Below are 13,153 nucleotides of genomic sequence, written 5' to 3' on the forward strand. Positions count from 1 at the left end.
AGATTTTGTGAGTAAAGGAACGATACTTATCGTGGACGATGAGAAGGAAATTAGAAAACTTATCACTATCTATTTGAAGAATGAAGGTTACGAAGTATTACAAGCTGGAGATGGTGAAGAGGGTTTAGAAATAGTAAAGAAAAGAGACGTGCATCTAATCGTCCTTGATATTATGATGCCGAAAATAGATGGTATTCATATGTGTATGAAAGTGAGAGAAATAGCGGAAATGCCTATTATTATGCTTTCGGCAAAAACGCAAGATATGGACAAGATTTTAGGATTAACAACTGGGGCAGATGATTACGTAGCCAAACCATTTAATCCACTGGAACTCATTGCTCGTATTAAATCACAACTTCGGAGATATATGAAAATGAGCGGGACAAGTGTACAGGATGAAAATGAAATAGAAATTGGAGATATGAAAATTAATATAGTAACACGGCAGGTCATTATTGCAAATAAAGAGGCGAAATTGACACCGAGAGAGTTTGAGGTATTAGAATTGCTTGCACGAAATCAAGGAATGGTATTAAATGCAGCACAAATTTATGAAAGAGTATGGAAAGAGCAAGCTTTCCAATCCGATAATACTGTGATGGTACATATTCGGAAAATACGTGAAAAGATAGAGGCGATTCCAAGGAAGCCTCGGTACATTAAAACGGTATGGGGAGTTGGCTATAAGATTGAGAAAGATATTTGAACCGATAATATGGATGAATCAAGTTTTTAAAAAAATGATAGGTAAAATAGTGAGTTATTTGGAAAAGAGCATACGGATACAGCTAATGGCTACATTTACTTTTTGTACGTTACTCGGGGTATTAGTAGGATGGTCTTCATCTTCTTTTTTCGAGGATGCGAATAAAATTTCTATCATTGATTATGCATCAGGTATGGAAGCCATTGATGGACAGACACAAAGGCTTGTTGAAAGTATAACCGAGGAAGGTAAGGAAATTAATATACAAGAATTGCTTGATCAATTGAATCACCAAAATCAACTGAAGATTTTAATAATAGATGAGAATGGGAAAGTCGTTTATAAAACAAAGGGAGCGCCGGAAGAACAAATCAATCTTCATGAGACGATGCGTAATGTGATGGATTTTAAAATGGATCAAGTACGATATGTAGAGGCGCAAAATTTAATTCAAGATGGAACTGAACAAAAGCGTAAGGAGTTTACAACTTTTTATCCGGTTACTGTTAATACGGAAAATATGTATATCATTGCAAGTGGTATACCACAAGGAAATGTGAAGTATATAGTGAATGATAGCAGCCCATTTCCATCTTTACTAGGTTTTATCACTTTTATACTATCTTTCTTTTATATAACGAAAAGGAAGATGAATCAGATTGAAGCGATGGCAGAAGGAGTAAGGGAGTTTTCGAAAGGTAATTTACAATATAAAATCAAACAGGCAGGTCAAGATGAAATAGGTTTATTAACTTCTAATATTAATCAAATGGCAGAAAAGCTTTTGGCTAATATAGAAAAGGAAAAACAAATAGAGAAGCAAAAAAGTGAATTGATTACAAATGTATCACATGATTTAAGAACACCACTTACTTCTATTATGGGGTATTTACGTTTACTAGGTGATGCGAAATATGAAAATAAAGAACAGCATGATGAGTATATAAAAATTGCATTTTCAAAATCAGAGCAGTTGAAGATGTTAATAGAAGATTTGTTTGAGTATACAAAACTAACAGATGAAAATATGGCGTTAGATTCGCAAGAAGTGTGTATAAATGAACTACTTGATCAATTAATAGAAGAGCTAGTACCACAAGCGGAGGAGCATAATATTTCTTTTGTAAAAGAATTTCAAGAAGATCGTATATATGCTGTTGTGGACTCAGAAAAAATGGTACGTGTGTTTGAAAATCTTTTAATAAATGCAATTAAATACAGTATAGATAAAGCAGAAATTCGGGTTTTACTTCAAAGAGAAGAACAGCATATCAAAATTTCTATAGCGAATCATAGTGAAGAATTTACAAAAATAGAATTAGAGAATTTGTTTGAGCGTTTTTATAAAAAAGATCAATCGAGAAGTAGAGCTGTAGAAGGTTCAGGTTTGGGACTTGCAATTGCAAAAAGCATTGTTGAATTGCACAAAGGAGAAATTCGAGCAGAATATGAAAATGGGGTTATTCAATTTATTATCTTATTGCCAATTTAATTAGAAGAGCACTAGGAAATTTGGTTACATTTTAATACGTAATAGCGCTGCGATGGATTTAGAGGAAGTCCTTTAAGGGGAAGTATCTGAGAAGAGGAGAATAGAAAGTTTCATGAAAAAAATAAGTTCGTTTATCGTATTGATTATAGTTGGAGTTACATTACTTATAGGAAAGGGGGGACCGATTGTAGATCAATTCAATCCATTTATTAAAGAAGATATTTATTATGCTGTTGTTGATAATGATGGTAAATATGGAGCTGAAAACAAAGGTTTTGCTAGATGGGAATATAAATTCAAAGGATATAATGAATCTGGTCAAGAGCAAAAGATTGCGATGACTGCTTCAAAACATTTAAGAATAGGAGCATATTTAAAGATTAGATCTAAAGGAAGTTATGGTATGGAATGGGAAGAAGTACAAATAGATGAAATACCTAAGAAAGTACAAATACAACATAATTAGTTATAGAAATTATAAGTGGCATTCCATGGATAAGGTAACGAGCAAACTTCGAAGATTGTAGCAGTATATGATAAGTTCTAAATTTTTTATAAAGAAGATAAAGTTTATCTTAACTTTATTTAAACTGCATTTCTTCTGTGTACAATGACTAGTATTCTATAGTATGTAGATAAAAAATAGTAGGGAGTAGCAGGATAATTATGCAGGTTTCTAAGAAGAAAATATTATTATTTCTTTCAATTATTCTTTTGGCTTTATTGATGGTGTATGTATGTACAAATAATAAGCATGTCCAAAATATTGTTCATAATATAGAAGACATCTATAAAGTATATAGAGAGAATCAGGTATTGAAAGGGAAAATTGAACATCAAGAATCGTTAAAGAGTAAAGTGCAAATATTAAGTGAGGAGAAAGAAAACCTTACTAAACTTATCAACAAAACGAAAGAATTAAAGGAACAAGGAAAATACAATTTAATTCAAGCTACAGTAGTAACTCGTGTAGCAGAAGAGTGGTATGGAGAAGTCACTATTGATAGAGGAGCACAACATGGTGTAAAGGTTGGTATGGCTGTTATTACAGTGGAAGGTTTTATTGGAAAGGTAGAGAGTGTAGATCAATATACATCTGTTGTGAAATTAATTACGAATGATGAACGAACGAATCGTTTAGCAATCACCCTTCAAAATAATTCATCCATTTTAGGATTTGTTACAGGGTATGATAAGAAAAAACAGGCTCTTCGAATTGATAATATTCCATCAGATAAAGCGAAAGAAATAAAAATAGGTGATAGTATTATTACCTCTGAATTGAGTCAGAAAATACCACCTGGCCTTGAAGTAGCAGAGGTGATAGAGCAAGAACCGGATCAATATGGTCTTGCTTATATTATTTATGCAAAACCAAAGGCGAATTTATATGATTTAGAAGATGTAATTTTAATAGAACCTAAATAATAGTTTTATGTAGTGCCTTTGAGAGGTGAATTAGAAACGAAGAGAATGAACGTAAAATAAAGAGTAAGAGGGATAAGGAAAAGTAAAACGGTACTAAATTTAATAATATATGGTTATATATTTATAATGTTTTTATTTTATCTTTATCTTATCTTTATCTCGGACAATTATAATGAAGAGGTAAACTGATGATAAGTGCAAAGTTATTAAGTATTACAGTGGGGCTTTTTTTTTGTACATTTTTAATATTAATTATTTATATAACCTCTTAAATAGGCTAGAAAACCTATATAATATCCTTCGACTTTATATGTGTAAATATATTATTTGAGCGTGAGAATATTGATGTCAAAAGGTATATGAATCGGATTATAAAATGTTTGATTTGTATATTGTAATGTTTTTTTCGGAAGTGTACATTACAAAAATGTAAGGATAATGTAAGAGGAATCAATATTGCTGTTTGTAGGGAAAAGATAAAATGATAGTTAGTGGCTATGAAAATAGCATGATCGCAGCACTAGCCAAATGACAGGAGGCAATATGAAAACTTTAATATTTGAAGAGAACGTTGTACAAAGAGGTTATAGTAAAAAGATGAATGTAGTACACCACACTGTAGAGAAGCGTGGGTGTAGAGTGTGTTATTAAAACTTTCTATTTCTAGTATGAAAAAAATGATTAAGGATTATATCGTTTTATTAATAGGTCTTGTCATCTCAATTTCTATTTTTTATATGTTTCAAACGCTTGCGTTAAATAAAGAGTTTACAATGAATAACAGTATTATTGGTTCAATCGTATTTGTATTTCAAATAGGATCGATTTTGGTGGCGTTTATTACATTCTTTTATATTTTTTATGCAAACTCATTTCTTCTCTCACTCCGGCGGAAGGAACTCGGCATGTATCTTATTTTAGAGGCCAAAAAGAGTAAAATCAGCCAACTTTTATTTTTTGAGACATTGTTTATGGGAATGATTTCACTAGCATTAGGGAGTGTATTCGGAGCTATTCTTTCCAATTTCGTTAGCAAATTTCTAACGAAACAATTGGAAATTTCAGCGGAAGGTTATCAAGCATTTTATGGTCCTGCATTCAAAATAACATTTATATTCTTTAGTGCGTTATTTCTACTTACATCCGTTGTGAATGCCATTCGTATAGCACTTAAAACAGAACTAGATTTAATTCGTACAGAGCAGCAAACGGAGCGCATACGAATGAAAGGACCAGCCACGATATTGTTACTCTTATGTAGTTTGCTAGGACTAGGTGTAGGATATTATTTCGTAATCTTCGTAGGAATAAAAGGTGCTGGCGCCATTATGCTGCCATTATTCACGATTACAATTGGGACATATCTTATATTTATTTCGTTCTTACCTATGATTGTTAATAGGCTAAAGAAAACGCGCTATTTAAATGAGAAGAAATTAAATGCATTTACATTTGCACAATTGCAGTTCCGTGTAAGTAGTTTGGCGAAAATATTAGGAACGGTAACGATGTTAATTGGTCTTGGCGTGGGGGCAATGGCTGGTGGCATGTCTTTACAGAAAAACGTAATCCTTACAGCAGAAAGAATGTCAGGGTATGATATTACAATTCATGATCCAGAAGCAGCGGATTATAAAGCTATGGAAAAAATGAAAATTATAGATAAAAGACAATATAAATATAAAGTTGATAATGAGGCTGTTTACTATTTAAAAGAGGAATTATTAGAGAATCCGCCACTTCTGTTCGGAAAGAAAGAGACAACACATATTTCTGAACAACTTCCATCTTCGAGCTATAGGATGTTTAAGGGAGAGGAAGTTGATCCATCTAGTTCTACGTTACCACTGAATTGGGATAAGAGTATGGATAGTGATTTTAGATCGAATATTACTGTATATAATCGTAAATCTGTATATATCGTCGACGAAAACCGGTATAAAGCAATTCAAGGTAATGAGCATACGTTTTTTATTGCTAAAATCGATAATATTTTACGGTATAAGACAGAGTTAAAAGAGATGGATAATCGTCAAATCGAAAAAATAGCCGTTGCTATTAATAAGCCTAAGGAAGACGTATATTTACCAACAAACTATGGTGATTATGAATCTATGCTCGTCTTCTCAAAAGGAACTTCCTTTATGGGATTCTTTTTAGGTCTTGCTTTTTTAGCTATGATGGCAAGTTGTTTAATGTTTAAGATCCTTTCTGGAGCTACGAAAGATATAGGGCGGTATGAGATGCTTCGGAAAATTGGGGTACGTAAAGAATTACTTATACAATCTATGTATAAAGAATTAGGCATTGTATTTTTATTTCCAGCCATATTGGGTCTTATACACGTTTTGGTAGGAATGAATATATTTACATTTGTTAAGTTTTTTGTAAATCCATATGTGAATATTGGACTTCCGATTTGTATATTTTTAATCATTTACGGTGTCTACTATTTGATCACTGTTCAATTATATAAGAGGATTGTGCTTCCAAAGGAAAAATAGAATGGATGCCGGGGGAAGGGGTAAAAAACTAGAGTAATATTTTTAGTATAAGTAAGTAATGGACGTAGAAAGGAATTAATAGAATGGGGAAACTGTTAAAGGTAAAGAATATAGTTGTAATGATGGTAGCTATAGTTGTAGTGGGAGGGGCTTTTTTTGTATTTCAAGCAATAACTTCACCTGCAAAAGCGATAGCAAATCAAGAGAATCCAGTTCAAAATGCAAATGAACAAATAAAAGTGGAGATGAATAAGGTTGCACCAACGCAATTTAATGGTCAAACTAGGAAAATTGCCTATCTTACTTTTGATGACGGACCAGGAAAATATACGGCACAGTTACTAGACATATTAAAGGAAAATGATGCAAAAGCAACATTTTTTCTAATCGGTCAAAATGTAAAATCATACCCTGATTTAGTAAAACGAGAAGAAGCGGAAGGACACTATGTTGGTATGCATAGTATGACGCACAATAATAGAAAATTATATGCCCAAGGTGGCTACGTAGATGAAATGAAAGAGGATCAAGGCTTAATTGCTAGTATTCTCGGACATGCCCCAAAACTAACACGCCCACCATATGGTTCAAAGCCAGGATTACACGAAGAACTTCGTAATAAAGTTGTAGAAAATGGTCTTAGAGTATGGGATTGGACAATTGATTCATTAGATTGGGAATATAATAGTATACCAATTGATACTGCGAAAGCGAAAATTGTTCAAAATGTACTTGCTAGTGCGACAAATCCCAAAGAAGTTATTTTAATGCACGATATTCATCCGCAATCTATCGCTGCAGTACCGGCTATTATTAAAGGTTTAAAAGAAAAAGGGTATGAATTTGAAGCATATCATGAAGATGATCATTTCCCCTTGAACTTTATGCATGATAAACGAATGTAACATAGGAGGAATTGACATTGACTTATAAAGCGTTAACGATTACCGGAATTATATCTATAAGCTTATTGACAGGGTGTTTTGGCGCAAAGCCAGAAGCAGAATTGTACGTCGCATTTGAAAATGCAACGAAGCAAGAAAAGGCGGTTTCTGAAGATGCGAAAAAACTAGAGGGTTTAGAAAAACAAGGTCAAGAGTTATACAATCAAATTATAAATGATGGTAAAGATAGTAACCAAGCAATTATGCCGAAGATAGAGCAAGCTACAAAAAGCATGGACGAACGTGAAAAAGTATGGAACAAAGAAAAAGAAGCTTTTGAAAAAGCACAGGAAGAAATAAAATCAGTTCATAAAACTATAGATAAAATGGAAGATGCTGCTCTTCAAAAACAAGCAAAAAACATACAGGATATTTATAAAAAGCGCTATGCATCTTTTAATAAGATAAATGATTCGTATCAAAAATTAATGGGATTTGAAAGAGAAGTATATAAAAGCTTAGGCGAAAAAGAAACGAACTTAAAAAAGATTAGTGAAAAGATTAAAGGTGTAAATCAAATGAATGAGGACATTCAACGAGAAAAAGAGAAATTTAATGGATATACAAAAGAATATAACAAAGAGAAATTAGATTTTTATAAACAAGCGAAAATTAAAATTAAAGATGAGAAGTAAATACTTTATTCCTATATCATTTAATCTTATTTATTAAGTACAAAAGGAAAAAATCAAAAATAAAAGTTTGTTTCTTACTCAAAAATAGAATATAGAATTCAAGGGTCTCAAACTATTATAGTTTGGGGCTTTTTAATATTCTTAAGGAGAAAAACTACCAAATACAGCATCAAATAGCGTAACAATGATGATGCTAAGTGCATGTCTTGTAGCGTTAGGATCTGTATTTGGATTTACTCGTCTTAAGATTCAAGCATAAAATTTTGTATGAGCCTATAAAAAATTGTCCTTCCGAAAGAGGTGTAGTATGTAATCCTAGATATAAATCTAGTAAAAGTTTATATTAGATTGTTTTGAAACCATATAGAAATGATTGTAGCGAATTGATCTAATGAATATAGGGGTATAAAATATGACATAAGATTTCCTAATATTTCACTTTTTTTGTAAGTGAGGATACACTATGTTATTGATTCTTAGCATCATTTTGATAGGAATTATGACCGGGATGAAAGTAGTAATTTCTTTGATAGTAGAGGTACAGAGAAAAAAAGATTTTTATGTGTATTGTCTTAAGGGGAATGGGAGAACTGGAAATGGGAATTCTGCTCCTTTTTATTCAAAATGTAATTTATTTTTTTAGTAAAGAATGATAGTTGGAATGAGTTTGAGATATTGAAAAAGCTTTGCGAGGATACGCAAAACTTTTTGTATAGTTTATTTGCTTTCGATGCACATTGTAAATAAGGAGAAAGAGAATCCTCTATGTTTCAGTTTATAAAAGGTGAAGAAGAGAATTTATTATATCTTTTGTAATAAGCGTTCGCCGCTTTCCATATCGCTTTTGCATAACGGACATTTCGGTTCTGCTTCTAATGCAAAGTTTTTACGCATCCATCCACGGCAGTTTTCTTCTAGGCATTCCCATACAGCAATTGCTTCTGGTTCTACTACAGGTTTATCATTTTTTCTCCAATACATGTGATCGCTCCCTTAAATTGAAAAGTTTTTCAGAAAAACAAAAAAGGTTGTTAACGATTTTGTTAACAACCTTTTTTATATTAGTTCATTATACTTTATTTTTTGAAAAAATGCGAAGGTTAGTAATTGTTAAAGTATAGCAAAATAAGGCTTATATAAGCTGAGGATTATAAATCATCGTTGAAAGCTTTGGTAATCATTCAATTTGATACAGTGTATACCGGCAACCTTCTCGGTGTTTTTCTACATCTTCTTCATGCCATTGTTTTGTTAAATTTGGAATTTCTATGTCATCACTTAGGCGTTTCTGCTGTTGTGTCTTCCATAGTATGCTCGTTGCATGGAAGACTTTTTGTTTTGAAAACATTATGAAGTTTAATAAATTTATCCGGCATAAATGGGTAAGTAGGGACCCCACCTCAAAATTTGGTTGGAGCGAAGAAGTTAGGTGGGAGTCGGGCTGCCCTTAAAAGCCCGATTAGTTGAACTTTATTGAGATGTTTTTGCCATTTCCATAAATCGCTTTTCAATTTCATCCAATTCGAATGAATGGCATATTCTGCGGTCTTCTTTATCTAAAATTCTGTAATGTTGAGATAAAATATTTTGTTGTATTTGGTAACCATTTAATTCTTTTATTTGTCGCCACCACATTTTTCCTCCTAACGTCTTCGGGAAGGGCGTATTGTAATGTGTAAAAGCGATTGTTTTTATAATTTCATTCACATCATCCCCGAATGTCATCTGGACTGTATCGCTCTGTTCGAAGAGTGTTACGACGCAAACTGCACCTGACCATGTTAGCGTGCGTCTTCCTTTTTCAATTTCTACTAATGTTTTCTTCGATAAACCAATAACTTCTGACATTTTTTCTTGTGACAAATCGTTCTCAACACGAATGAGTTTTAATTTTGAATTAACGAGTTCAATAAATTCTTGTTTATCCATAATGCAGCTCCTTTTTTCTTGTGGTGTAAAATTACACTACGGGTGTGATTTTGTCAATGGTAGTGTGAAAAGTTACTTTTTGCTGTTTGGATCTTTCTAATTAATATTTCACTTTTAGTTTAAGGAGATGTTAAGAAACCGTATGAGTTTTTATTAAGAAATACGCTCTATACTTAGAAACATCTTAAAGAAAACATAATGAAAGGCGGAATATAGATGAAAAGGTTTATTTTTGGAGCATTACTTGTTATCGTCGCAGGAGCGGCATATTTATTAAACGGGAGTGCTGCGATTGATAGAATGAATCCATCCATTCCTTGATTTAGAATATCGTTACGCAATTATTGATACAGATGAAAAAGAGTTAGGTGGAAATAAAGGGTTTGAATATACAGTTACAGCTTATGATGAGAATGGAGATAAGAAAGAAGTAACAATTGATGGAGTAGATAAATTACAAAAAGGCTCATACTGGCATGTCATTACGAGAGGTAAGTTTTTACATGATAAAGTAGAAATAGAGGTAGATAAAATTGCTGATGGCGCGAAGGCGAAGTTAGGATTATAAAGATAAAACCGATTCTCAATAAGGAAATCGCTTTTGTTATTTTATGGTAAAATATAAAGAGGGGAGTGAGGGTTATGCTACTCATCGTTAGCCTTATATTAATTGGGATTATGTGTAGTATGAGAGTCGTATCTTTACAGATGATAGAACGACAAAGGATAGAAGAGCGATATGTATATTGTCCAAAATGTGATGCGAAAATTCGGAGAGGAAATTCTGCTCCTTTTTGTTCGAAATGTAATTTAATATTTTAACTATAGGAAATCCGAAATCATTTTGTATGGTTTCGGATTTTTTATGTTGAAAATAGAAGAAATAAAGAGCGGAAAAAAATTTAAAAAAGGAATTGAGTATACGAATATTATTGAAGGATATCCCATTATTATGAAGTATTTCGTAGAGATAGATCGAGAAGTTTTGAGGGTGTTATTACCTGATGAAAGAGGGATTCTTTCTACTATGCTAGAGTGTAATGAATGTTATAAGACTAAATTGGATGATATCGAGGAAAGTTGATAAAAAAGAGCTTGAAACAACTCAAGCCCTTTTTTATTACTATTTATGTTTTAAAATATGCTCAACCTCATGCACACTTAATTTACTTGCCTTAGCAATTGTTTCAAGTGGTATACCAAGATCATGCATACCTTTAATCATTTGAATTTTTCCTTGTTGAACCCCTTCTTTTCGCCCTTTTTCAATACCTTTTTCGAGCCCTTTTTCAAGCCCTCGTTTCATTCCTTGTTCTATTCCTTGTTCTATTCCTTGTTCCATTCCTCTTTTTATTCCTTCTGTCTCTGCGTGGGCGAATTTTGCTGCTTCATCCATTAAAACTTTCTCCCTTGCGTCATAGGCTTGTCGGAAAGAAGAATCTTGACTCATACGTTCCCATTTATTTATCGCTTTTTTTAAAATAGGATCTTGGTTCATAGCAATATCCTCCAATGTTTTAGTTAAGTGCTCATCCTCATTTGCTGAAAGCAATAAAAGCCAACGAACAAATGGATCTTTCCACGGATTTACTTTTTCTTCATGCCATTGTTTTGTTAACTTTGGAATTTCTACAATGTGAATTTCTATGTCATCACTCAAGAGTTTTTGTTGTTGTGTATTCCATAATGTGCCCGTTGTATGAAATTCTTTGTGATCTAAAAACATTATGAAGTTCAATAAATTAATGGTGATGGTTTTACGAAGAGCGCTGTATGGCATTCCTTTTTGTAATTGAGATGTGTATAATTTTCCCCAATAATATAAACTACGTTTCATCATATCGTGATTATTATTGAGCTGTATTTCTACATTTACTTTTGTACCTGTGTTTAATGTCGCTGAAATGTCTAAAATAGATAACTTATCCTCTTCATATTCCCGATGTAAATGCGGATCTTCTAGTTGTAGAGAAGTAATGGGTGAATCTAAAGACTCTTGTAACATAGCGTTTAAAAATGCAATTAGAATATCTTCACTACCATTCGTACCAAACAATTGTTTAAATGCAAAATCAATGCGTAAATTAACTAACTGTTGGCTGAACACAGCTTTTCCTCTCCCTTGTGTCAGGTTGCTTCTTTCCTTCATTGTATCTAAAAAGAACTAGGGTATGCAAACAGGCCATTTTGCTATTTTATTAGAAGTATTATTAGAAAATGAAAGGCAGTTATGTCTATGCTATACTCTGGTGAAATTGAAAGTTTTATATAGAGGTGAAGATGATACAGATGCAAAAAGATATTTTGAAACTATTAGATAAAAAGCAAAATAACTATGAATTTCCTACCTTTGATAATGAATATATGGATATTTCACAAGTGAAATTCTCTCTTTTCTTTAAAGACAATAAGGATTGGTTAATGGTATTTCAAGTTGTCGGTGTAGGTTCATTAGGTGTATGTAATGATATCCACGTATACGGTGATAGAATAAATCATACAATTGGTGATGATGGTATTTTGCAATTAAATGATGGAGATTATGAATTATTTGATGATGAAGGTGAATTTATACCTAATATTCATAGCGGTAGTGTAAAAATTCGCGAACATCATTTTGAATATCAATTTACAGAAGAAGATTATATGAATAATGAAATAGAGGTACAAACGATAGAGTCTTATCCAAGAGATTTCATGCGTATGCTTGCGACTAATGATGAAGCTAGAAATTTATTATGGTGGGAAAAAGAAGAAATTTTAGAAGAGTTCGGCTTAGAAGGTGATTGGGAAGTAGCATATGAAACGGAAAAATGGCAACATGTTGAAGACGAGAAAGTAAGTGAAAATGAATTTTTCCAATCAGTAGCCGCTGCAATAGAGCAGAAAGATCTAACCATTATTGTGAATAAGGATTCTAATACGCACTGGAAAGATTGGGCGGAGTTTGCTTGTGACTGAAAAGGATAGGAGAAAGAATAATAAATGAAAAGAAGAAGAAAATCCGGAGAAAAAGTACAAATGAATCGTTTTGCACTACCTCTATGCTATGGAAGTGAAGCACCATATTATTATTACGAGGTAGCGCCTCATGAAAGAGAGGAACGCTTCCATTTAACATCAGAACTTTGCGTAATGGACGATGAACATTACTTTATTAGAGGTTGTTTAGAGATTCCTATCATTGATTACCACGAAAATTTCATATGGACTGTATGGGTATCACTTAGTAAAGAAAGTTATGATGAAGTATTAGAAAAGTGGGATGAGAGAGGCCGAGAAAATAGTGACCCTTATTTTGGGTGGTTATCTGTAGAAATACCAGTTTATCCAGAAACATTAAATTTAAAAACAAATATACATATAAGAGAAGTTGGAATGGCACCGTATGTTGAATTAGAACCAACCGAGCATCCTTTAGCGATCGAACAAAGAAATGGAATTACTTTAGAGAGAGTTAAAGAAATACAAGAAATGATTCAACGATATAACTAGATTAGAAGAGAAAAAAC

Annotated in this window: 15 protein-coding genes and 2 pseudogenes; 14 read left to right on the forward strand and 3 right to left on the reverse strand. The window is 32.5% G+C overall.

The annotated features are described in order from the left end of the window. Positions 1 to 7 precede the first annotated feature (7 nt). The 9 genes and pseudogenes from MNO09_RS05550 (at position 8) to MNO09_RS05590 (ending at position 8,355) form a co-directional block, all read left to right on the forward strand. Complete coding sequence (locus MNO09_RS05550; protein ID WP_000033681.1) at positions 8 to 709, forward strand: response regulator transcription factor; 702 nt, start codon at positions 8 to 10, stop codon at positions 707 to 709. Then, entirely contained in the window at positions 693 to 2,201 is a 1,509-nt protein-coding gene (locus tag MNO09_RS05555) for a sensor histidine kinase (protein WP_001225801.1), read from the forward strand. Before MNO09_RS05550 ends, MNO09_RS05555 begins: the two co-directional genes overlap by 17 nt. A gap of 112 nt (positions 2,202 to 2,313) precedes the next feature. Further along, the gene (locus tag MNO09_RS05560; protein WP_000724320.1) at positions 2,314 to 2,667 is read left to right on the forward strand and encodes a YxeA family protein; all 354 of its coding nucleotides are present in this window, start codon (positions 2,314 to 2,316) and stop codon (positions 2,665 to 2,667) included. Between the two features lie 200 nt (positions 2,668 to 2,867). Continuing rightward, the gene (mreC, locus tag MNO09_RS05565) at positions 2,868 to 3,629 is read left to right on the forward strand and encodes a rod shape-determining protein MreC (RefSeq protein ID WP_001198151.1); all 762 of its coding nucleotides are present in this window, start codon (positions 2,868 to 2,870) and stop codon (positions 3,627 to 3,629) included. Positions 3,630 to 4,270: 641 nt separating this feature from the next. Beyond that, entirely contained in the window at positions 4,271 to 6,133 is a 1,863-nt protein-coding gene (locus tag MNO09_RS05570) for an FtsX-like permease family protein (RefSeq protein WP_088107416.1), read from the forward strand. 83 nt (positions 6,134 to 6,216) lie between these two features. Continuing rightward, complete coding sequence (locus MNO09_RS05575) at positions 6,217 to 7,038, forward strand: peptidoglycan-N-acetylglucosamine deacetylase (RefSeq protein WP_000517280.1); 822 nt, start codon at positions 6,217 to 6,219, stop codon at positions 7,036 to 7,038. A gap of 17 nt (positions 7,039 to 7,055) precedes the next feature. Then, the gene (locus MNO09_RS05580) at positions 7,056 to 7,712 is read left to right on the forward strand and encodes a YkyA family protein (RefSeq protein WP_000221147.1); all 657 of its coding nucleotides are present in this window, start codon (positions 7,056 to 7,058) and stop codon (positions 7,710 to 7,712) included. 145 nt (positions 7,713 to 7,857) lie between these two features. Beyond that, a pseudogene (locus tag MNO09_RS05585) lies at positions 7,858 to 7,971 on the forward strand (LPXTG cell wall anchor domain-containing protein); the annotation flags it as partial. 204 nt (positions 7,972 to 8,175) lie between these two features. Then, positions 8,176 to 8,355, forward strand: a complete 180-nt coding sequence (locus tag MNO09_RS05590; RefSeq protein WP_000924556.1) for a hypothetical protein — start codon at positions 8,176 to 8,178, stop codon at positions 8,353 to 8,355. Between the two features lie 158 nt (positions 8,356 to 8,513). Here MNO09_RS05590 and MNO09_RS05595 read toward each other — a convergent pair whose 3' ends face one another. Continuing rightward, a complete protein-coding gene (locus tag MNO09_RS05595; protein WP_000289929.1) occupies positions 8,514 to 8,693 on the reverse strand; it encodes a cold-inducible protein YdjO-related protein in 180 nt (59 codons plus the stop codon). Positions 8,694 to 9,182: 489 nt separating this feature from the next. Next, on the reverse strand, positions 9,183 to 9,641 hold the full coding sequence (locus tag MNO09_RS05605) for a helix-turn-helix transcriptional regulator (RefSeq protein WP_000360680.1): 459 nt from the start codon (positions 9,639 to 9,641) through the stop codon (positions 9,183 to 9,185). 216 nt (positions 9,642 to 9,857) lie between these two features. On the opposite strand from MNO09_RS05605, the pseudogene MNO09_RS05610 reads away from it, so the two are divergent. The 3 genes and pseudogenes from MNO09_RS05610 to MNO09_RS05620 all read left to right on the forward strand — a co-directional run bounded on the left by MNO09_RS05610 (position 9,858) and on the right by MNO09_RS05620 (position 10,725). Beyond that, a pseudogene (locus tag MNO09_RS05610) lies at positions 9,858 to 10,209 on the forward strand (YxeA family protein). A 74-nt stretch (positions 10,210 to 10,283) separates the two neighbouring features. Then, a complete protein-coding gene (locus tag MNO09_RS05615; protein ID WP_002096244.1) occupies positions 10,284 to 10,463 on the forward strand; it encodes a hypothetical protein in 180 nt (59 codons plus the stop codon). Between the two features lie 43 nt (positions 10,464 to 10,506). Beyond that, positions 10,507 to 10,725, forward strand: a complete 219-nt coding sequence (locus tag MNO09_RS05620; protein WP_002203737.1) for a hypothetical protein — start codon at positions 10,507 to 10,509, stop codon at positions 10,723 to 10,725. Positions 10,726 to 10,764: 39 nt separating this feature from the next. On the opposite strand, the gene MNO09_RS05625 is transcribed toward MNO09_RS05620, so the two are convergent. After that, positions 10,765 to 11,748, reverse strand: coding sequence for an Rpn family recombination-promoting nuclease/putative transposase (locus MNO09_RS05625; RefSeq protein WP_000492765.1), 984 nt, complete (start codon positions 11,746 to 11,748; stop codon positions 10,765 to 10,767). 182 nt (positions 11,749 to 11,930) lie between these two features. Between MNO09_RS05625 and MNO09_RS05630 the strand changes: the two genes are divergently transcribed. Both MNO09_RS05630 and MNO09_RS05635 read left to right on the forward strand, forming a co-directional pair. Further along, positions 11,931 to 12,602: a DUF7003 family protein gene (locus MNO09_RS05630; protein ID WP_001168082.1), complete on the forward strand. Its 672-nt coding sequence runs from the start codon at positions 11,931 to 11,933 to the stop codon at positions 12,600 to 12,602. 24 nt (positions 12,603 to 12,626) lie between these two features. Then, positions 12,627 to 13,136, forward strand: coding sequence for a DUF2199 domain-containing protein (locus MNO09_RS05635; protein ID WP_000830219.1), 510 nt, complete (start codon positions 12,627 to 12,629; stop codon positions 13,134 to 13,136). Positions 13,137 to 13,153: the final 17 nt, after the last annotated feature.

This window comes from Bacillus sp. N5-665 (assembly GCF_022637375.2).
Lineage (GTDB): Bacteria > Bacillota > Bacilli > Bacillales > Bacillaceae_G > Bacillus_A > Bacillus_A wiedmannii.

Coding starts and splice junctions, on each gene's coding strand:
- MNO09_RS05635 (WP_000830219.1), top strand. CDS start 12,627: ATGAAAAGAAGAAGAAAATCCGGAGAAAAAGTACAAATGAATCGTTTT.
- MNO09_RS05590 (WP_000924556.1), top strand. CDS start 8,176: ATGTTATTGATTCTTAGCATCATTTTGATAGGAATTATGACCGGGATG.
- MNO09_RS05605 (WP_000360680.1), bottom strand. CDS start 9,641: ATGGATAAACAAGAATTTATTGAACTCGTTAATTCAAAATTAAAACTC.
- MNO09_RS05560 (WP_000724320.1), top strand. CDS start 2,314: ATGAAAAAAATAAGTTCGTTTATCGTATTGATTATAGTTGGAGTTACA.
- MNO09_RS05620 (WP_002203737.1), top strand. CDS start 10,507: ATGTTGAAAATAGAAGAAATAAAGAGCGGAAAAAAATTTAAAAAAGGA.
- MNO09_RS05630 (WP_001168082.1), top strand. CDS start 11,931: ATGCAAAAAGATATTTTGAAACTATTAGATAAAAAGCAAAATAACTAT.
- MNO09_RS05615 (WP_002096244.1), top strand. CDS start 10,284: ATGCTACTCATCGTTAGCCTTATATTAATTGGGATTATGTGTAGTATG.
- mreC (WP_001198151.1), top strand. CDS start 2,868: ATGCAGGTTTCTAAGAAGAAAATATTATTATTTCTTTCAATTATTCTT.
- MNO09_RS05575 (WP_000517280.1), top strand. CDS start 6,217: ATGGGGAAACTGTTAAAGGTAAAGAATATAGTTGTAATGATGGTAGCT.
- MNO09_RS05595 (WP_000289929.1), bottom strand. CDS start 8,693: ATGTATTGGAGAAAAAATGATAAACCTGTAGTAGAACCAGAAGCAATT.